Consider the following 18843-nt stretch of genomic DNA (forward strand, 5'->3'; position numbering starts at 1 on the left):
AGGACTCTCCCACCCGAATACCGGACCGAGGAGCGCAACCACCCCCGCGGTCCGATCGTCTGGCATTCGATGAGTACGCATCCTCGGCAGCCCCTCGCGCTGCCCGCCTCCGCCATACCCGACGGCTGCCTCCCCTGGGACGGTGAGCAGACCCGGCGCTGGATCGGTGCCCTGCCGCCTCGGTACACGCCGTTGCGGCTGAGGGCATCCGCCGTGGTGGCCGTCGTGCCGGCCGCCGGAGTCCTCGCCGGTGCCCTGGCACCTCTCGCCGGGCTGCCGGGGTGGGTCGCCGCGTTCGTCGCCCTGCAGATCGTCTGGGCGGTGGTACGGCCCGAGGCCGCACGGCTGACGGCGCCCGCCCTCGTCGTTGTCGTGCTGTTCCAGGAAGTCGCCCTGGCGTGGGCGGTGGGCCTGGCCGTCGTCCTCGTGCTGCTGTGGCTGTCCGCCGTGCTGCGGCTCCTCGCGCGGGGCCGGCAGCGGGTGGCGGCCGGCGCTGCCGCCGCAGGCGTCACCAGCGCCCTGCCGGTCGGTGACGCACCGCTGCGGCGCGGGAAGTTCCTCGCCCGGCTCGGAGTCGTACCGCTCGTGGCCGGTGCCGTACTGGTCGCCACCTCCGGTGGCTGGGAGCTCGCCGACGACCGGCAGAGCGCCCCGGCCGTCGGCTGGTTCGTCGTCGGTCTCGGCGTCACCGTCCTGGCGTCCGCCGCGCTCGGCCGGTGGCGTGCCGCCGGGCTGCGCCGGGAGCCCGTGCCCGTGCTGCGGGTGCTGATGCGGGTGAACACCGACGTGGACACCGAGGTGTACGCCGCCGACGACCTGGAGGCGGTACGGCCGCTGTTCACTGTCGCGACGTCGGAGCTCGACGAGGACGACGAGGATGACGACGACGAACACGAGGACGAACCCGAGGACGAAGACGGCGACGACCGCGAGGACGAGGACCACGCCGACCCGGACGACGCGGAGGTCCGGGAACTCCTCGACCGCCTCGACACCGACGAACCCGGCCCGCTCCGCGAAGCCGTCCTGCACGGTCTGCCCTACGACGGCGCCGAGGTGCTGCTCGTCATCGCCCCGACGGAGCCCGACGAGCCGGCGGTCGTGGAGTGGTCCACCGGGCCCGTACGGCCGTTCTCCGAGGGTGCCGTCCGGCGTCGGCTCGCGCGGGAGAAGCGTGCGGAGGCGGACGAGGCGCGGCAGCGCGGCGCCGCCGAGGACGTGGCCGGGCGGCTGCGCGGGCAGGGGCATGTCGAGGTGCGGCGGTGGCGGGCCGGGTGGCCGGACTGGCTGTCGGCGGCGATCGGGACCGTATGGGTGGGGGTCCTCTTCGTGACCGACGGCGGGCTGTGGCGGTACGTCCTCGCTGCGCTGCTGGGACTCGGTATGGCTCTGCTGGTGCCGCGCCAACTGGCCTGGAGTGTCACGGCCGACCGCGAGGGGCTGTGGTTCAACGGGCTGCGCAGGATCCGGCACATCGCCTGGGACGAGGTGCGGATCGTCGAGTCCAAGGGGCCGGAGCTGAGGATCGGCAGTCGCCGCAGCGTCTTCGGGGAGTGGTCGGTGGACACGCTCCGCTGGCGGTGGCTGGAGCGCAGGGCGGGCCTCGTCCACCCCTACGACCGGCTCGCCGCCGAGGTCACGGCGATGTGGCGCGACCCGGACACGAGGCCGGCCGCGGTGAGCGACGAGCGCCGGCGCGGGCGCCCGCTGTGGCCGCTCGCGGTGCTCATCGCGCTGGGCTGGACGGCGCTGGTGCTCTGGGTGTGACCGGGACGTCGCCCCCGTGGGCGCCATGGGCCCCGAGTTCTGGTGCACCGGCCTGCGTAGGGCCGCCTCAGGGCGCGGCCGGCCACACCAGCGTCATGTACGCGCCGCAGTACGCCGAGCCGGCGACCGCCGCCGCGAGGACCAGCGCGCGGTAGCGGGGGGAGGCGCGGGACAGGTGCAGGGCGAGGGGGAGCAGGAGCGGGAAGGCGGGCAGGAGGAAGCGGGCGCGCGGGAAGTAGACGCCGCCGCTGCCCAGGACGATCGCCAGCAGGACGGCCGTGAAGACCAGCAGCGCCACCGGCTGCCGGTCGCCCACCGACAGCCCGAACAGCACCACCGACGCGACCAGCGTGAACGTCACCAGCACCAGGAACAGGTCGGGCGTCGGGTCGTACGCCAGCAGCTGCCGCATCCGGCGCAGGGTCTCGCGGCCGCCGTCCAGCTCGTTGTGCCACAGCCGCTGTACGGCGAAGTAGCCGTCCCAGCGGCCCACCCGCAGGCCCACCCAGCCGACGTATCCGCACCAGCCGAGCGGCGCGATCACGGCGGCCGCGAGGGCACGCGGGGAGAAGCGGCGGCGCAGCGCGAGCAGTGCCGCCACGGTGACCGCCGCCGCCACCGCGACGCCGGTCGGACGGGTCAGGCCCGCGAGCGCCGCGAGCCAGGCCGCGGTGAGCAGGCGGCCGGTGAGCACGGCGTACAGGGACCAGGCCGCGAGGGCCGTGAACAGGGACTCGGTGTAGCCCATCCACTGCACCAGCCCGACCGGGAGCGCGGCCCACAGGACCGTGACGATGATCCCGGCCCGGCGGCCGTACAGCCGGTCGCCGACGGCGAAGACACCCCACGCGGCGACGGCGGAGGCGACGACGGCGATGGCGAGGCCGGTGCTGGCGCGGGTGCCCGGGGTGAGGGCCGCGACCGCCTTGACCAGGACCGGGTAGAGCGGGAAGAAGGCGAGGTTGTTGGCGTCGTACGCGGTGCCGAGTTCGTGCGCGTACCCGTGGTCGGCGATGCCGAGGTACCAGTCGGCGTCCCACTGCGTCGCCAGGATCGGCCAGACGCCGTGGTGCCGGCGGTGCGCCCAGACGGTGAGGAGCGCGAGGCCGGTGCCGCGTACGGCTAGGTAGGCGAGGAGGGCGGGCGCCGCGCGGTGCAGGGCGTGCAGGGACGCGTGCAGGGGAGCGGGGAGCGCGCGCCGGGGTGACGGGCGCGGGGAGCCGGGGGTGGCGGTCGCTCGGGGTGTCGGCCGGGATGCGGTCGTGGACACGGCGGCGGCTCCAGGCGGCTCGGTGGTGCGTTCCCTTCCACCGTTGCGGGGGTGCCGGTGCCGGGCGTGGAGCTCGCGTCAACCGTCGTGAAGAAATCACCCGAGGGGGTGCCTCCGGATGGGGGCACCCCCTCGAGAATCCCCCTCGGGAACCCTCAGATGCCTGCCGCCGCCGACAGATCCCGCTTGATCGTCGCCAGCAGGTCGTTGGCCGTGGCGCGGGCCGCCGGGAGACCGTCGTGCGCCGCGACCGGGACGACGACCTCCAGGTAGCACTTGAGCTTGGGCTCCGTGCCGCTCGGGCGGACGATGACGCGGGCGCCGTCGAGGGTGTAGCGCAGGCCGTCGGTGGGCGGGAGCGTCTCGGTGCCCTGGGTGAGGTCCTCGGCGCGGGTGATGGCCAGACCGGCGAGCTCGGTCGGCGGCTGCTCGCGCAGGCGCCGCATGGCGTCGGCGATGACCGACAGGTCCTGGACGCGGACCGAGAGCTGGTCGGTGGCGTGCAGGCCGTGCTCCACGGCGAGGTCGTCGAGCAGGTCGAGCAGCGTGCGGCCGCCGGCCTTGAGGACCGAGGCCAGCTCGGTGATCAGCAGCGCGGCGGTGATGCCGTCCTTGTCGCGCACGCCCTCGGGGTCGACGCAGTAGCCGAGGGCCTCCTCGTAGCCGTAGCGCAGGCCGTCGACGCGGGCGATCCACTTGAAGCCGGTGAGGGTCTCCTCGTACGGCAGCCCCGCCTTCTCGGCGATACGGCCGAGGAGGGAGGAGGAGACGATCGACTCGGCGAAGGTGCCCTGTGCCCCGCGGTTGACCAGGTGGGCGGCCAGGAGGGAGCCCACCTCGTCGCCGCGGAGCATCCGCCAGTCCTCGCCGTCCTTGACGGCCACGGCGCAGCGGTCCGCGTCGGGGTCGTTGGCGATGACGAGGTCGGGGTCGCTCTCGCGGGCCTTGGCGAAGGCCAGGTCCATCGCGCCGGGCTCTTCCGGGTTGGGGAAGGCGACGGTCGGGAAGTCCGGGTCGGGGTCGGCCTGCTCGGCGACGAGGGCGGGGGCGGGGAAGCCGGCGCGCTCGAAGGCGGCGAGGAGGACGTCCTTGCCGACGCCGTGCATCGCCGTGTAGACGGTGCGGGCGGTGCGGGGGGAGTCGGGGGCGAGGACCGCGTCGGTACGGGCGAGATAGGCGTCGAGGACGCTGTCGTCGAGGGTCTCCCAGCCGGACTCCGGGCGGGGGACGGCCGCGAGGGACGGGACGGCGGCGATCTCCGCAGCGATGTCGATGTCCGCGGGCGGGACGATCTGCGAGCCGTCGCCCAGGTAGACCTTGTAGCCGTTGTCGCGGGGCGGGTTGTGGCTGGCGGTGACCTCGACTCCGGCGGCGGCGCCGAGGTGCCTTATGGCGTAGGCCAGGACGGGGGTGGGCAGGGGGCGCGGGAGTACGGCCGCGCGCAGGCCGGCGCCGGTCATCACGGCGGCGGTGTCGCGGGCGAAGTCCTCCGACTTGTGGCGGGCGTCGTAGCCGATGACGACGAGGCCGTTGTCGTGGCCGTGCTTCTTGAGGTACGCGGCGAGTCCTGCCGCGGCGCGGATGACGACGGTGCGGTTCATGCGCATCGGGCCGGCGCCGATCTCTCCGCGCAGGCCCGCGGTGCCGAACTGGAGGGTGCCGGCGAAGCGGTCGGCGAGCTCGGTGAGGTCTCCGGCGTCGATGAGCTTGGCGAGCTCGTCGCGGGTCTCCGGGTCGGGGTCCTCGGCGAGCCAGGCCTGGGCCCGGGCGATGAGATCGTCGTGCACGTCGGTCAGCCTCTCGTTGTGTGTCGTTCGGAGCGGGTCGGGTGCGGGCCCGGAGCTTTTTCGCCCCCGCCGCCCCTACCCGTCCCGTCCCTGGGGCTGCCGCCCCCAGACCCCCGCTTCGGCCCGAAGGGCCTCGTCCTCAAACGCCGGACGGGCTGAAGAACCAGCCCCTCCGGCGTTTGAGGAGCGGGGTCTGGGGCGGAGCCCCAGAAGGACGGGAAGGGTAGGGGCGGCGGGGGCGAGGAAAACCCCTTACAGCCGCCCCAGCACCTGCGCCAGCAGCGAACCCATCTGCGTCGCCGAGTCACGTCCGGCCTGCAGGACCTCCTCGTGGTTGAGGGGCTCGCCCGTCATGCCGGCGGCGAGGTTGGTCACCAGCGAGATGCCCAGCACCTCGGCCCCCGCCTCACGCGCCGCGATCGCTTCGAGCACCGTCGACATGCCCACGAGGTCCGCACCGATCACCCGAGCCATCCGGATCTCCGCCGGCGTCTCGTAGTGCGGGCCGGGGAACTGGGCGTAGACGCCCTCCTCCAGCGTGGGGTCGATCTCCTTGCACAGGGCCCGCAGCCGCGGCGAGTACAGATCGGTGAGGTCGACGAAGTTCGCGCCGATGATCGGGGACGTCGCCGTGAGGTTGATGTGGTCGCTGATCAGGACCGGCTGGCCGGGGCGCATGCCCTCGCGCAGACCGCCGCAGCCGTTGGTGAGCACGATCGTCTTGCAGCCGGCCGCCACCGCCGTACGGACGCCGTGCGCCACGGCGGCGACACCGCGGCCCTCGTAGAAGTGCGTGCGGCCCAGGAACACGAGCGCGCGCTTGTTGCCGATCCGGTAGGAGCGGATCTTGCCACCGTGTCCTTCCACCGCCGGCGGGGGGAACCCGGGCAGCTCGGTGACCTGGAACTCGGCCTCGGGTGCGCCGAGGGCGTCCACGGCCGGAGCCCAGCCGGAGCCCATCACGAGGGCGACGTCGTGGGTCTCGGCGCCCGTGAGTTCGCGCAGGCGCGCGGCGGCGGCGTCGGCGGCCGCGTGAGGGTCGCCCTGGATGTCGTCCGGAAGAAGAGATGCGTTCACGCGACTGAGGGTAGCCGGTTTGGGCCTACGCGCGTAGATGACAGAGCTCACGGGATGGCGATCGTTGTCTTGTCGTTTCCAACGAAGAGTGTGACGGGAGGGGGTGGTGAGGCCGGTGGTCCTCAGCAGGGCCGCTTCCGCAGCTCCATCACATAGTCGTGCGGTGCCCCCGCCGACTCCGCCGCGTCCGCGACCTCACCCAGATAGCGGGCCGACGGCAGCCCGCCCTCGTAGGCGTTCAGCACGTACACCCACGCCGGCTCCTCGCCCTCCAGCGTGTGCACCCGTACCCGCAGGCGGCGGTATATCCCGAGACCGACGCCCTCCCAGCGGTCCAGGGACTCCTCGTCCATCGGGGCGATGTCGTACAGCGCGACGAAGACCTGCTCGTCCGGCTCCTCGACGAGCGTGGCCAGCGCGCCGTCCCAGCCGAGCTGCTCGCCCCCGAACGTCAGTCGCCACCCGTTCAGCCAGCCGGTGGCGCGCAGCGGCGAGTGCGGGGCGCGGCGGGTCATCAGCCGCGCGTCGAGATTGCCGGCGTACGCGGCGTAGAGCGACATGCAGAGAGGGTACGGCAGTCGAATCGCTCGCCCCTCCCGTAACAGTGGTGTCTCGGGCGGCCCCCCAGGCAGTACCACGCTGATGCGTGCGGGACAATGGAGTACGTGACTCGGATCGTGATCATCGGTGGCGGACCCGGCGGATACGAGGCGGCCCTGGTGGCCGCCCAGCTCGGCGCGGAGGTGACCGTCGTCGACTGCGACGGTCTGGGCGGGGCGTCGGTACTCACCGACTGCGTGCCGTCGAAGACCCTTATCGCTACGGCCGAGGTGATGACCACCTTCGATTCGTCGTACGAGGAACTCGGCATCATCGTCGCCGACGACACCCCGCACATCGACACGCCCGCGCGCGTCGTCGGTGTCGACCTGGGCAAGGTCAACCGGCGTGTGAAGCGGCTCGCGCTCGCCCAGTCCCACGACATCACCGCCTCCGTCACCCGCGCCGGCGCCCGGGTCCTGCGCGGCCGCGGCCGGCTGGAGGGCATGCAGGGCCTCGACGGGTCCCGCAAGGTCGTCGTCCGTGCCGCCGACGGCACCGAGGAGACCCTCACCGCCGACGCCGTCCTGATCGCCACCGGCGGACACCCGCGCGAACTGCCCGACGCCCAGCCCGACGGCGAGCGCATCCTCAACTGGACCCAGGTCTACGACCTCAACGAGCTGCCCGAGGAGCTCATCGTGGTCGGCTCCGGTGTCACCGGTGCCGAGTTCGCCGGCGCCTACCAGGCGCTCGGCTCGCGGGTCACCCTCGTCTCGTCCCGGGACCGCGTGCTGCCCGGCGAGGACCCGGACGCCGCCGCCGTCCTGGAGGAGGTCTTCCGGCGCCGCGGCATGAACGTCATGGCCCGCTCGCGCGCCGCCGCCGCCAAGCGCGTCGGCGACCGGGTGGAGGTCACCCTCTCCGACGGCCGTGTCATCAGCGGCAGCCACTGCCTCATGGCGGTCGGCGCCATCCCGAACTCCGAGGGCATGGGCCTGGAGGAGGCCGGCGTCAAGCTGCGCGAGTCCGGGCACATCTGGACGGACAAGGTGTCGAGGACCACGGCCCCCGGTGTGTACGCCGCCGGTGACGTCACCGGTGTCTTCGCCCTCGCGTCGGTCGCGGCGATGCAGGGACGTATCGCCATGTACCACTTCCTCGGCGACGCGGTGGCCCCGCTGAATCTGAAGACCGTCTCCTCCAACGTCTTCACCGACCCCGAGATCGCCACCGTCGGCTACAGCCAGGCGGACGTGGACGCGGGCAAGATCGACGCCCGGGTCGTCAAGCTGCCGCTGCTGCGCAACCCGCGCGCCAAGATGCAGGGCATCCGGGACGGCTTCGTCAAGATCTTCTGCCGCCCGGGCACCGGCATCGTGGTCGGCGGTGTGGTCGTGTCGCCGCGCGCCTCGGAACTGATCCATCCGATCTCGATCGCGGTCGACAACAATCTGACGGTCGAACAGATCGCGAACGCCTTCACCGTGTACCCCTCCCTTTCGGGCTCGATCGCCGAGGTGGCACGGCAGTTGCACACACGGAAGTCCGGCGGCGAACTCTAGGCGAACACCGGCGGCCGGAATCAACTCCTCGCTGGTCACGGGGAGTTGTCGAGCATGCGTACGGCATAGGCGGCGGGACTAGGCCCTATACCACTTCTCGCCCTTGCGTGCGAACAACTTCTGTTATTCGGCGCAAACTGCTGAAACCAGACGGTCGTTGGGGTTACTGTCAGTTTCGTGTTCGCTGCAGAACGTCGCCAATTGATCCTCGAAATGGTGCGAGCGAACGGAGCCGTGTCGCTCCGTGAGCTCGCCCGCGTCGTCCAGACCTCCGAAGTGACCGTACGGCGGGACGTGCGCGCACTGGAGGCAGAAGGACTCCTCGACCGCCGACATGGCGGTGCGGTATTGCCGGGCGGGTTCACGCGGGAGTCCGGCTTTCCGCAGAAGTCACATCTCGCGACCGCCGAGAAGACGGCCATCGCCGACCTCGCCGCGAACTTCGTGGAAGAGGGCGAGGCTATCGTCGTCGGGGCGGGGACCACCACGCAGGAGCTGGCCCGTCGGCTCGCCCGCGTCCCCGGTCTGACCGTCGTCACCAACTCCCTGCTGGTGGCCCAGGCGTTGGCCCATGCCAACCGGGTCGAGGTCGTGATGACCGGCGGTACGCTCCGCGGCTCGAACTACGCCCTGGTCGGCAGCGGTGCCGAGCAGTCCCTGCAGGGACTGCGGGTGTCGCGGGCCTTCCTCTCCGGGAGCGGCCTCACCGCCGAACGTGGCCTGTCCACGTCCAACATGCTCTCGGCGTCCGTCGACCGGGCGCTCGTCCAGGCGGCCGCGGAGGTCGTCGTCCTCGCCGATCACACCAAGCTCGGCACGGACACGATGTTCCAGACGGTGCCGACGGATGTCATCACGCGGCTGGTCACCGACGAGCCGCCGGGCCATGACGACCGTGCCCACACCGAGCTGCAGGCTCTCGCCGACCAGGGGGTGCAGATCGCGGTGGCGGGCGCGAGCGGGAACCCGGGGGGTGACGAGGTCCCCGCCCGGCGTCAGCAGCGGCCTGCGCTGCCGGGGCCTCGGCGGGGGCAGGCCCCTCCGGGGGGTGGGCCGGGGTTGCGGTCCGCCGCCACTGTGCTCGGGGAGCCCGGGGGCGAGAGGGAGCGGGCGCGCGTCGCGGATCTGCGGCGGCGGTAGTCTGCCGACGGCTCGGCCGGCCGCCGCTTCGCCGTAGGGCTCTGTGTCCTGGCGCGGGTGCGGGTTCGCTGTGGCTTGTCGCGCCCACGCGGCGGAGCCGCACATCGATACAGCCCCGCGCCCTTGAGGGCACTGCCCCCCGGGCGCGTCGGCTCAACTGTCTTTCAAACCCCGCAGCGTCAGGTGCAGCAACCTGTCCGCCAGTTCAGGATCCCCCGGGGTCTCCTCCGCCGCCAGCGCGATCCCGTGTGTCAGTTGGAGGAGGTCGCCGATTGCTACGTCCTCCCGGACCGTGCCGGCCTCCTGTGCCCGTGCCAGCAGTGCGCCGCCCGCCTCGCGGATCGGGCCGCTGCAGCGGGCCAGGGCCGAGGTGTTGTCGTACGAGACGGACATCAGGGATCTGGCCAGGCCGCGGTACTCGCCCGCATGGGTGACCATCTCGCGCAGCCACGTCACCAGGGCCGCACAGGGCTCGGGGGCGTGCAGGAGTTCGCGGGAGCGGGTCAGCAGGCCGGCGGCCGCGTCCTCGAAGACGGCGCTCAACAGGGCGTCCCGGTTGGGGAAGTGGCGGTAGAGGGTGCCGATGCCGACGCCCGCCCGACGGGCCACGTCCTCCAGGGAGGCGTCGGTGCCGTGCTCGGCGAAGGCGGAGCGGGCCTCGGTGAGCAGGCGCTCGTGGTTGCGGCGGGCGTCGGATCGCATGGCGCGCGGCTGGGCCGGCGTCGCCGCGTCCTCGTGCTCCGCGGCCCCGTGCTCCGCAGCCTCGTGTGAGGTCGCGCCCACCATGGCTCCCACCTGCCTTCTCTCGCGCCCTCGGCGTGCCTCCAGGATGCCACCCGGACGAAAACGGGGCGCCCGGCGGACCACTGCTCCAGTCCGCCGGGCGCCCCGGGATGTCGTACGGAAGTCGTCGTACGTCAGTCCTTGATCTCGCAGATCGCGGCGCCGGAGGTGAGGGAGCCGCCGACCTCGGCGGACAGGCCCTTGATGGTGCCGGACTTGTGCGCGTTCAGGGGCTGTTCCATCTTCATCGCCTCGAGGACGACGATCAGGTCGCCTTCCTTGACCTCCTGGCCCTCCTCGACGGCCACCTTGACGATGGTGCCCTGCATCGGGGAGGCGAGGGTGTCGCCGGAGGCCGCGGGGCCGGACTTCTTCGCCGCGCGGCGCTTGGGCTTGGCCCCGGCCGCGAGACCGGTGCGGGCCAGCGACATGCCGAGCGAGGACGGGAGGGAGACCTCCAGGCGCTTGCCGCCGACCTCGACGACGATCGTCTCGCGGTCCGGGTCCTCGTCCGTCTCGGTGTCGGCGGGAGCCGCGAAGGGCTTGATCTCGTTGACGAACTCGGTCTCGATCCAGCGGGTGTGGACCGTGAAGGGGTCCTCGCTGCCGGTGAGTTCGGGGGCGAACGCCGGGTCGGTGACCACCGCGCGGTGGAACGGGATGGCGGTGGCCATGCCCTCGACCTGGAACTCGGCCAGCGCCCGGGCCGCGCGCTGCAGTGCCTGCTCGCGGGTGGCGCCGGTGACGATCAGCTTGGCCAGCAGGGAGTCCCAGGCCGGGCCGATCACCGATCCGGACTCCACGCCCGCGTCCAGGCGGACACCGGGGCCGGTGGGCGGGTCGAAGGTGGTGACCGTGCCGGGGGCCGGCAGGAAGTTGCGGCCGGGGTCCTCGCCGTTGATGCGGAACTCGAAGGAATGCCCGCGCAGCTCCGGGTCGCCGTAGCCGAGCTCCTCGCCGTCGGCGATGCGGAACATCTCGCGGACGAGGTCGATGCCGGCGACCTCCTCGGTGACCGGGTGCTCCACCTGGAGACGGGTGTTGACCTCCAGGAAGGAGATCGTGCCGTCCAGGCCGACCAGGAACTCGACGGTGCCGGCACCCACGTAGCCGGCCTCCTTGAGGATGGCCTTGGAGGACGAGTACAGCTCGGCGACCTGCGCCTCGGAGAGGAACGGCGCCGGGGCCTCCTCCACGAGCTTCTGGTGGCGGCGCTGCAGCGAGCAGTCACGCGTCGACACCACGACCACGTTGCCGTGCCGGTCGGCGAGGCACTGGGTCTCGACGTGGCGGGGCTTGTCGAGGTAACGCTCGACGAAGCACTCCCCGCGCCCGAACGCCGCGACCGCCTCGCGCACCGCGGACTCGTACAGCTCGGGCACCTCCTCGAGGGTGCGGGCGACCTTCAGGCCGCGTCCGCCGCCACCGAAGGCGGCCTTGATCGCGATGGGCAGGCCGTGCTGTTCGGCGAACGCGACGACCTCGTCGGCGCCGGAGACCGGGTCCGGGGTACCCGCCACGAGCGGGGCGCCCGCGCGCTGGGCGATATGACGGGCCGCCACCTTGTCGCCGAGGTCGCGGATGGCCTGCGGCGGCGGGCCGATCCAGATCAGGCCGGCGTCCAGGACGGCCTGGGCGAAGTCGGCGTTCTCGGACAGGAAGCCGTAGCCGGGATGGATGGCGTCCGCGCCGGACTCCCGGGCGGCCTTGAGGACCTTGTCGATGTCCAGGTAACTGGTGGCCGGGGTGTCACCGCCCAGGGCGAACGCCTCATCCGCGGCGCGGACATGCAATGCGTCCCGGTCCGGGTCCGCGTAGACGGCCACGCTCGCGATCCCGGCGTCCCGGCAGGCCCGGGCCACGCGGACAGCGATTTCGCCACGGTTGGCGATGAGCACCTTGCGCACGATTGAGGCTCCCTCCTTGAAACAAGCCGAGTTTAGGGACTGCCGACACGCCACATCGACCCGTCCCCGGTGGTGAGCTTGCCCACACGGAGCGTGATTCCGGGCTTGCTCAACCTGCGAAATCCCATGTCGCGCCTCGGCACGCAGGTCTCTCCCGGAAAACCCTAGCCCTCCGCTGTGGTCAAGGTCTCTGTCATCACGTGCTGCGGGCCACTTGGTTTCTTTGTGGAATCCCTACGAATGGCCCAATGATTCTTTGCCCCTGCTCGAACCCTTGTCCCGGGGTTTACCCGTTAGTAGCGTTCGCGGTGCCTCGAACGTACTTGTAGTAACAGGCGTCAGGCTCAAACGGCAGTCGAAAGTGGGTGGGGGCCGGTGGTGCGCAGGCCGTTGGCGTGGGTGTTGGCGCTCGTGCTCTTCGTCGAGGCGCTCGGCATCGCGGGGCTGAACTGGCTCCTCGGGAACGTCGTCGACAGTCAGGACATGTCCCTGGCCGGTCTGGACCCGGACGTGATGTCGATGTCCTCGAAGATCGGTGGCCTGGTCTTCGGTGCCTACTTCGCGCTGTGCGGCCTGGTAGCCCTGCTCGTGGGCCTGCGCGGCCGCGCCCCGGCCGGCCTCGGCCGCGTCCTGCTGATCAGCGCGGCCGTGGTGCACGGGCTGCTGGGCGCGTTCAGCTGGGGGCTGGTGGGCTGGACGGCGTTCGTGTTCATGATGGTCGTCCTCGGCCTCATAGTGCTGCTGCTCATGACGTACGACGCCCAGAGCGCCCCTGAGGAGCCCGTCGACGCCGTTCCCGACGGGGGCAAGGGCGACGACGGCTCCCCGGCCGGGGGCTCCCCGGTCACCCCTCCGCCGGCGCCCACAACTCCGTGATGCCGATGCCCAGTTGGCCGAGCAGCCGCCGCACCAGCGGCAGGCTGATGCCGATCACGTTGCCGTGGTCGCCGTCGATCCCGTCGATGAACGGGGCCGAGCGGCCGTCGAGGGTGAACGCTCCGGCGACGTAGAGCGGTTCGCCGGAGGCCACGTACGCCGCGATCTCCTCGTCGGTCGGCTCGCCGAAGCGGACGACCGTGGAGGCGGTCGCGGAGGTGTACCGGCCGGTGACGGTGTCGTAGACGCAGTGGCCGGTCTGCAGCGTGCCCGCCCGGCCGCGCATCGACTTCCAGCGGGCCGTGGCCTCCTCGGCGTCGGCCGGCTTGCCCAGGGCCTCGCCGTCCAGGTCGAGAACCGAGTCGCAGCCGATCACGATCGCGCCCTTGACCTCCGGCTTCGCGGCCACGACGGAGGCCTTCGCCTCGGCCAGGGCCAGCGCCAGATCGGCGGGGGTGGGCGCGGTGACGGCGTCCTCGTCGACGCCGCTCACGATGACCTCGGGGTCCAGCCCCGCCTGGCGGAGCAGGTTGAGGCGGGCGGGGGACTGGGAGGCGAGGACGAGTCGGCGGCGCGGCTGATCAGTCATGCGGTCAGCGTATCGGCGGCCCGGCAGGACGCACCGCAGCCGGGCTCACCGCAGTCCGAGCACGATCATCGTCAGCACCATGGCCAGCGCCATGAGAACGCCCAGCCGCCGCAACATCTCCTGCATCTCGCGCAGTTCCTCGGGCGGCTCGTTCTCGGGGTCGGACCACAGCATGCCTTCCATCGTCGGTCGGGGGTCTGGGGCGGCGCCTGAGTACGCGTACTCAACTTTTCTCCAAACGGTGCTAGCGTTCCATTAACTAAAGGGACTTCAGTCCCGTTTGATCGATGTCTGGAGGATGCGTCATGTTCACCGCTTCCTGGACCGCGTCACCTCAGTCGCCCAGCGAGGGCTTCACGCCCAACTGGTCCCGCGAGGGCTTCTGGCGCCAGTCACTGCGGCAGGTCGTACGGCTGTCGGCAGGGGGTGGCCGGGTGCGGGTGCGGCTCTCCCACGCGTACGGCACCTCGCCCGTGCGGGTCGCGGGGGCGAGCGTGGGGCGTACGGCCGTCGGGGCCGGCGTGGAGCCGGGCTCGCTCACGCGGCTCACCTTCGGGGGCGCCGGCGAGGTCCGGATACCCCCGCGGGGGGAGATCGTCAGCGACGACGTCCCGCTCGCCGTCGCCGCCGGGGAGTCGGTGACCGTGACCCTGTACTTCGACGCCACGACCGGCCCCGCGACCTTCCACGCGCAGGCCTTCACGACCGGCTACCGGGGCGAGGGCGACCTGTCGGCGGACACCGGCGGCGAGGGCTTCGACGCGACGACCGAGTCCTGGTACTTCCTGACGGCCGTGGAGGTCGACTCCGGCCGCGCGGACGCCGTCGCCCTCTTCGGCGACTCGATCACGGACGGGTTCGGGTCGACACCGGGTGCGAACCGGCGCTGGTCGGACGTGCTCGCCGCGCGGACGGGGCGGCCTGTTCTGAACGCCGGTATCGGCGGGAACCTGCTGCTCAACGACTCCGCCTGGTACGGAGAGCGGGGCGTGCGCAGGCTGCGCCGGGACGTCCTCGACCGACCCGGCGTGGACACGCTCGTCGTGCTGCTCGGCCTCAACGACATCGGCTTCAGCGAGACGGACGAGCAGCCGACCTACAAGCCGGCGCCGGTGGTGGAGGCGGCGGAACTCATCGCTGGGCACCGGGAGTTGATACGGCAGGGCAGGGCGGCGGGACTGAGGGCGATCGGGGCGACTCTGCTGCCGTTCGGGGGCTCGGACCACTGGGGTGAGCATGCGGCCAAGGTGAGTCACGAGCTGAACGAGTGGATCCGCTGCTCCGGGGAGTACGACGCGGTGGTGGACCTCGACCGGGCGCTGGCCGACCCCGCGGACCCCGACCGCCTGCACCCGTCGTACGACTTCGGCGATCACCTGCACCCGAACGATGCCGGGTACGAGGTGATGGCCGAAGTCGTCTCAGCGCACCTCTAGCCCGGCCAATAGGTACGGGCCCAGGTCGCCGGGCCCGGCTGCGGCAGGCGGTGTGCTGCGATGCGGGACGGGTCCGACCACCCGTCCCGCGGCTTGGGCGCGCCGGACGGCGTGGCTGCCGCCGCCGCGGCGCGGGCGCGAACCACCGCCAGTGCGGCGGCCAGCTCCTCCGGTGTCGGGTTGCCCCGTAGGACCTTGATGTTCATCGTGGCTCCCAGCAGGCCTAGAGGGGGATGTTGCCGTGCTTCTTCGGAGGCAGGGATTCCCGCTTCGTACGCAGCTGACGCAGACCGCGCACGACATGGCGGCGGGTGTCGGACGGCATGATCACCGAGTCGATGTAGCCGCGCTCGGCCGCGATGTAGGGGTTGAGGAGGGTGTCCTCGTACTCCTGGATCAGCCGGGCCCGCACCGCCTCCAGATCCTCCCCGCTCGCCTCCGCCTCGGCGATCGTGCGCCGGTGCAGGATGTTGACCGCGCCCTGGGCGCCCATGACGGCGATCTGGGCGGTCGGCCAGGCGAGGTTGAGGTCGGCGCCGAGGTGCTTGGAGCCCATGACGTCGTAGGCGCCGCCGAAGGCCTTGCGGGTGATCACCGTGATGAGCGGGACCGTCGCCTCGGCGTAGGCGTAGATCAGCTTGGCGCCGCGGCGGATGATGCCGTCGTGCTCCTGGTCGACGCCCGGGAGGAAGCCGGGCACGTCGACGAAGGTGATGACCGGGACGTTGAAGGCGTCGCAGGTGCGCACGAAGCGGGCGGCCTTCTCGCTGGCCTGGATGTCGAGGCAGCCGGCGAACTGCATCGGCTGGTTGGCGACGATGCCGACCGGGCGGCCCTCGACGCGGCCGAAGCCGGTGAGGATGTTCGGCGCGAACAGCGGCTGCGTCTCGAAGAACTCGGCGTCGTCCAGGATGTGTTCGATCACCGTGTGCATGTCGTACGGCTGGTTCGCGCTGTCCGGCACGATCGTGTCCAGCTCGCGGTCCTCGTCGGTGACCGCGAGGTCCGCCTCCTCCGGGAACGCCGGGGGCTCGGAGAGGTTGTTGGACGGCAGGTACGACAGCAGCTGCTTGACGTACTCGATGGCGTCCTTCTCGTCACCGGCCATGTGGTGCGCCACGCCGGAGGCGGAGTTGTGGGTGCGGGCGCCGCCCAGCTCCTCGAAGCCGACGTCCTCACCGGTGACCGTCTTGATGACGTCCGGGCCGGTGATGAACATGTGCGAGGTCTGGTCGACCATGACCGTGAAGTCGGTGATGGCCGGGGAGTAGACCGCGCCGCCCGCACACGGGCCGACGACCAGGCTGATCTGCGGGATGACGCCGGACGCGTGCGTGTTGCGGCGGAAGATCTCGCCGTACGCGCCCAGCGAGGCCACGCCCTCCTGGATGCGGGCGCCGCCGGAGTCGTTGATGCCGATGACCGGACAGCCGGTCTTCAGCGCGAAGTCCATGACCTTGACGATCTTCTGGCCGTAGACCTCGCCCAGCGCACCGCCGAAGACGGTGAAGTCCTGCGAGAACACGGCGACGGGGCGGCCGTCGACCGTGCCGTACCCGGTGACGACACCGTCGCCGTACGGGCGGTTCTTCTCCAGGCCGAAGTTGGTGGAGCGGTGCCGGGCGAACTCGTCGAGCTCGACGAAGGAGCCCTCGTCGAGGAGGAGCTCGATGCGCTCACGGGCCGTCAACTTGCCCTTGGCGTGCTGCTTTTCGACGGCGCGAGCGGAGCCGGCGTGCGTCGCTTCCTCGATACGGCGCTGGAGATCCGCGAGCTTGCCCGCGGTGGTGTGGATGTCGATCCCTTGGGGCTCTTGGATCTCGTGACGCTCTTCCGGCTCGGACATCGGGATGGCGCTCCCTGCCTGCTCAAAAGGGGGGACGGTTACTCATCCGTAGCGTAGTGGGGTGCCTACGAATCAGCAGTGCGGCGTTTACCACACCTAGGGTGGCTTGCATGACGCCGCGAGATGCATCAGATGACAGCCGTTGGTCCGATCTGGACCGTCCGCCGCTGAACGCCGCCGCGCTGCGGCGCGGCCTCGTGCGGGAGGGCGGGCTCTGGCGTGACGTGGAGGTGGTGCGGGCCACCGGCTCCACCAACACCGACCTGGTGGACCTGGCGACCAAGGGCAAGGCGGGCGAGGGCGCCGTCCTGGTCGCCGAGGAGCAGACGGCCGGCAAGGGACGCCTGGACCGGCAGTGGACGGCACCGGCCCGCTCGGGGCTGTTCTTCTCGGTGCTGCTGAACCCGGCCGAGGTGCCGGTGGCCCGGTGGGGGTGGCTGCCGCTGCTCACCGGCGTCGCCGTGGCGACGGGGCTGTCACGCTCGGCGGGCGTCGACACGGCACTCAAGTGGCCCAACGACCTGCTGGTGACCGTCGGCGGCGAGGAGCGCAAGGCCGGCGGGATCCTTGCGGAGCGGGCCGGGAGCTCCGGAGTGGTCGTCGGGGTCGGCATCAATGTCACCCTGCGTGCGGACGAGCTGCCGGTGCCCCAGGCGGGGTCGCTGGCGCTCGCCGGGGCGGTGAGCACGGACCGCGATCCGCTGCTGCGGGCGGTCCTGCGGTCGCTGGAGGAGTGGTACGGGCGGTGGCGGGCCGCGGCCGGGGATCCGGTGGTGAGCGGGCTGCAGGAGACGTACGCGGCGGGGTGCGCGACGCTGGGGAGGGTCGTGCGGGCCGAGTTGCCGGGGGAGCGGGCGGTCACCGGCGAGGCCGTCGCGATCGACGGTGACGGGCGGCTGGTGCTGGCCACGGAGGAGGGCGTGCAGGAGCCCGTGGGGGCCGGGGACATCGTGCACCTGCGGCCGGCGTGAGGCGCGTCGACGACCACGAAGACGCCGGTCATCTCACCAGCACAGGTAGGTCACCGTCGGTCTTCCCTTACGGAGTGAGGTGGCCCACACCTGCCGTACAGTGAAGGCCGGTCGATTACTGACCGCGGCAGATCGGAAGGGCAGCAGGCGTGACCGTCGACGATTCGGGCTCCGGCACGGGCGCGGACGGCCGGGTGGACCCCCACGCCGCCGACCCCGGCGAGGATCCGCTCGCCCTGCGCCTCGAAGGCCTCATCCTCGGCGCCGAGCGGCGCTACACCCCGTTTCAGGCGGCCCGTAGCGCCGGTGTCTCCATGGAGCTGGCGTCCCGGTTCTGGCGGGCCATGGGGTTCGCCGACATCGGGCAGGCCAAGGCGCTGACCGAGGCCGACGTACTGGCGCTCCGGCGTCTGGCCGGTCTCGTCGAGGCGGGGCTGCTCAGCGAGGCCATGGCCGTGCAGGTGGCGCGGTCGACGGGGCAGACCACCGCCCGGCTGGCCGAGTGGCAGATCGACTCTTTCCTGGAGGGCCTGACCGAGCCCCCGGAGCCGGGCATGACCCGCACCGAGGTCACGTACCCGATCATCGAGCTGCTCCTGCCCGAGCTGCAGGAGTTCCTCGTCTACGTCTGGCGGCGCCAGCTCGCCGCCTCGGCCGGCCGGGTCATCCAGGCCGCCGACGACGAGGAGATGGTCGACCGGCGCCTCGCCGTGGGCTTCGCCGACCTGGTCGGCTTCACGCGGCTGACCCGCCGCATGGAGGAGGAGGAACTCGGCGAACTCGTCGAGGCCTTCGAGACCACCGCGGCCGACCTGGTCGCCGCGCGTGGCGGGCGGCTGATCAAGACCCTGGGCGACGAGGTTCTGTACGCGGCCGACGACGCGGGTGTCGCCGCGGAGATCGCCCTGCGGCTCATCGAGACGATGGCGGGCGACGAGACGATGCCCGAGCTGCGGGTCGGCATCGCGTTCGGCACGGTGACCACCCGGATGGGCGATGTCTTCGGTACGACCGTGAACCTTGCCTCCCGGCTGACGTCGATAGCTCCGCGTGACGCCGTACTCGTCGACAGCGCGTTCGCGGAGGAGCTCGTCCGAACGGGTGAAGCGCCGGCGTCCGAGGCGGAGGCCGCGGAGGCCGCTGCCGCCGCGGAGAAGGAGGGGGAGGAGCCGCCGGTCTACCGGTTCGCGTTGCAGCCGATGTGGCAGCGGCCGGTGCGGGGGTTGGGCGTGGTCGAGCCGTGGCTCTTGACGCGGAGGGCGTCCGGCGGGGGCGAGTGAGCGCCGTTG

Annotated in this window: 17 protein-coding genes; 7 read left to right on the top strand and 10 right to left on the bottom strand. The window is 71.9% G+C overall.

Going from position 1 to position 18843, the window contains the following annotated elements; translation table 11 throughout:
• Nucleotides 1–69 precede the first annotated feature (69 nt).
• Nucleotides 70–1767, top strand: coding sequence for a hypothetical protein (locus EJ357_RS29110; protein WP_126394493.1), 1698 nt, complete (start codon nucleotides 70–72; stop codon nucleotides 1765–1767).
• Between the two features lie 67 nt (nucleotides 1768–1834).
• Here EJ357_RS29110 and EJ357_RS29115 read toward each other — a convergent pair whose 3' ends face one another.
• From EJ357_RS29115 to EJ357_RS29135, 4 genes are all read right to left on the bottom strand, one after another.
• Nucleotides 1835–3037 carry a hypothetical protein gene (locus EJ357_RS29115; RefSeq protein WP_126394494.1) on the bottom strand — a complete coding sequence of 401 codons (1203 nt, stop codon included), beginning with the start codon at nucleotides 3035–3037 and terminating at the stop codon, nucleotides 1835–1837.
• A gap of 155 nt (nucleotides 3038–3192) precedes the next feature.
• Nucleotides 3193–4824 (bottom strand): phospho-sugar mutase, encoded by a 1632-nt coding sequence (locus EJ357_RS29120; protein WP_126394496.1) that lies wholly within the window; start codon nucleotides 4822–4824, stop codon nucleotides 3193–3195.
• Between the two features lie 252 nt (nucleotides 4825–5076).
• Nucleotides 5077–5901 carry a purine-nucleoside phosphorylase gene (locus tag EJ357_RS29130; RefSeq protein ID WP_126394500.1) on the bottom strand — a complete coding sequence of 275 codons (825 nt, stop codon included), beginning with the start codon at nucleotides 5899–5901 and terminating at the stop codon, nucleotides 5077–5079.
• 122 nt (nucleotides 5902–6023) lie between these two features.
• On the bottom strand, nucleotides 6024–6461 hold the full coding sequence (locus EJ357_RS29135; RefSeq protein WP_126394501.1) for a gamma-glutamylcyclotransferase: 438 nt from the start codon (nucleotides 6459–6461) through the stop codon (nucleotides 6024–6026).
• A 96-nt stretch (nucleotides 6462–6557) separates the two neighbouring features.
• Between EJ357_RS29135 and EJ357_RS29140 the strand changes: the two genes are divergently transcribed.
• On the top strand, nucleotides 6558–8006 hold the full coding sequence (locus EJ357_RS29140) for an NAD(P)H-quinone dehydrogenase (RefSeq protein ID WP_126394503.1): 1449 nt from the start codon (nucleotides 6558–6560) through the stop codon (nucleotides 8004–8006).
• 177 nt (nucleotides 8007–8183) lie between these two features.
• On the top strand, nucleotides 8184–9146 hold the full coding sequence (locus tag EJ357_RS29145; protein ID WP_126394505.1) for a DeoR/GlpR family DNA-binding transcription regulator: 963 nt from the start codon (nucleotides 8184–8186) through the stop codon (nucleotides 9144–9146).
• A 153-nt stretch (nucleotides 9147–9299) separates the two neighbouring features.
• Here EJ357_RS29145 and EJ357_RS29150 read toward each other — a convergent pair whose 3' ends face one another.
• Together EJ357_RS29150 and EJ357_RS29155 are read right to left on the bottom strand one after the other, a co-directional pair.
• A complete protein-coding gene (locus tag EJ357_RS29150) occupies nucleotides 9300–9848 on the bottom strand; it encodes a TetR/AcrR family transcriptional regulator (RefSeq protein ID WP_126400194.1) in 549 nt (182 codons plus the stop codon).
• Nucleotides 9849–10063: 215 nt separating this feature from the next.
• A complete protein-coding gene (locus EJ357_RS29155) occupies nucleotides 10064–11836 on the bottom strand; it encodes an acetyl/propionyl/methylcrotonyl-CoA carboxylase subunit alpha (RefSeq protein ID WP_126394507.1) in 1773 nt (590 codons plus the stop codon).
• A gap of 375 nt (nucleotides 11837–12211) precedes the next feature.
• Here EJ357_RS29155 and EJ357_RS29160 point away from each other — a divergent pair, with 375 nt between their 5' ends.
• Nucleotides 12212–12712 carry a hypothetical protein gene (locus EJ357_RS29160; RefSeq protein WP_126394509.1) on the top strand — a complete coding sequence of 167 codons (501 nt, stop codon included), beginning with the start codon at nucleotides 12212–12214 and terminating at the stop codon, nucleotides 12710–12712.
• Here EJ357_RS29160 and EJ357_RS29165 read toward each other — a convergent pair.
• The gene (locus EJ357_RS29165; protein WP_093905042.1) at nucleotides 12681–13301 is read right to left on the bottom strand and encodes a Maf family protein; all 621 of its coding nucleotides are present in this window, start codon (nucleotides 13299–13301) and stop codon (nucleotides 12681–12683) included. The genes EJ357_RS29160 and EJ357_RS29165 overlap by 32 nt on opposite strands.
• A 45-nt stretch (nucleotides 13302–13346) precedes the next feature.
• Nucleotides 13347–13475 carry a morphogenic membrane protein MmpB gene (gene mmpB, locus EJ357_RS50285; RefSeq protein ID WP_267132810.1) on the bottom strand — a complete coding sequence of 43 codons (129 nt, stop codon included), beginning with the start codon at nucleotides 13473–13475 and terminating at the stop codon, nucleotides 13347–13349.
• 131 nt (nucleotides 13476–13606) lie between these two features.
• On the opposite strand from mmpB, the gene EJ357_RS29170 reads away from it, so the two are divergent.
• Nucleotides 13607–14737, top strand: a complete 1131-nt coding sequence (locus EJ357_RS29170; RefSeq protein WP_126394511.1) for an SGNH/GDSL hydrolase family protein — start codon at nucleotides 13607–13609, stop codon at nucleotides 14735–14737.
• Here EJ357_RS29170 and EJ357_RS29175 read toward each other — a convergent pair.
• Together EJ357_RS29175 and EJ357_RS29180 are read right to left on the bottom strand one after the other, a co-directional pair.
• On the bottom strand, nucleotides 14734–14943 hold the full coding sequence (locus tag EJ357_RS29175) for an acyl-CoA carboxylase epsilon subunit (protein WP_126394513.1): 210 nt from the start codon (nucleotides 14941–14943) through the stop codon (nucleotides 14734–14736). The two genes, EJ357_RS29170 and EJ357_RS29175, sit on opposite strands and share 4 nt — an antisense overlap.
• A 17-nt stretch (nucleotides 14944–14960) precedes the next feature.
• Nucleotides 14961–16583 (bottom strand): acyl-CoA carboxylase subunit beta, encoded by a 1623-nt coding sequence (locus EJ357_RS29180; protein ID WP_126394515.1) that lies wholly within the window; start codon nucleotides 16581–16583, stop codon nucleotides 14961–14963.
• 110 nt (nucleotides 16584–16693) lie between these two features.
• Between EJ357_RS29180 and EJ357_RS29185 the strand changes: the two genes are divergently transcribed.
• Nucleotides 16694–17554: a biotin--[acetyl-CoA-carboxylase] ligase gene (locus EJ357_RS29185; RefSeq protein ID WP_126394517.1), complete on the top strand. Its 861-nt coding sequence runs from the start codon at nucleotides 16694–16696 to the stop codon at nucleotides 17552–17554.
• A gap of 149 nt (nucleotides 17555–17703) precedes the next feature.
• Nucleotides 17704–18834, top strand: coding sequence for an adenylate/guanylate cyclase domain-containing protein (locus EJ357_RS29190; RefSeq protein WP_126394519.1), 1131 nt, complete (start codon nucleotides 17704–17706; stop codon nucleotides 18832–18834).
• Nucleotides 18835–18843 lie beyond the last annotated feature (9 nt).

Origin of the sequence: Streptomyces cyaneochromogenes, assembly GCF_003963535.1 — a bacterium.
GTDB lineage: Bacteria > Actinomycetota > Actinomycetes > Streptomycetales > Streptomycetaceae > Streptomyces > Streptomyces shaanxiensis.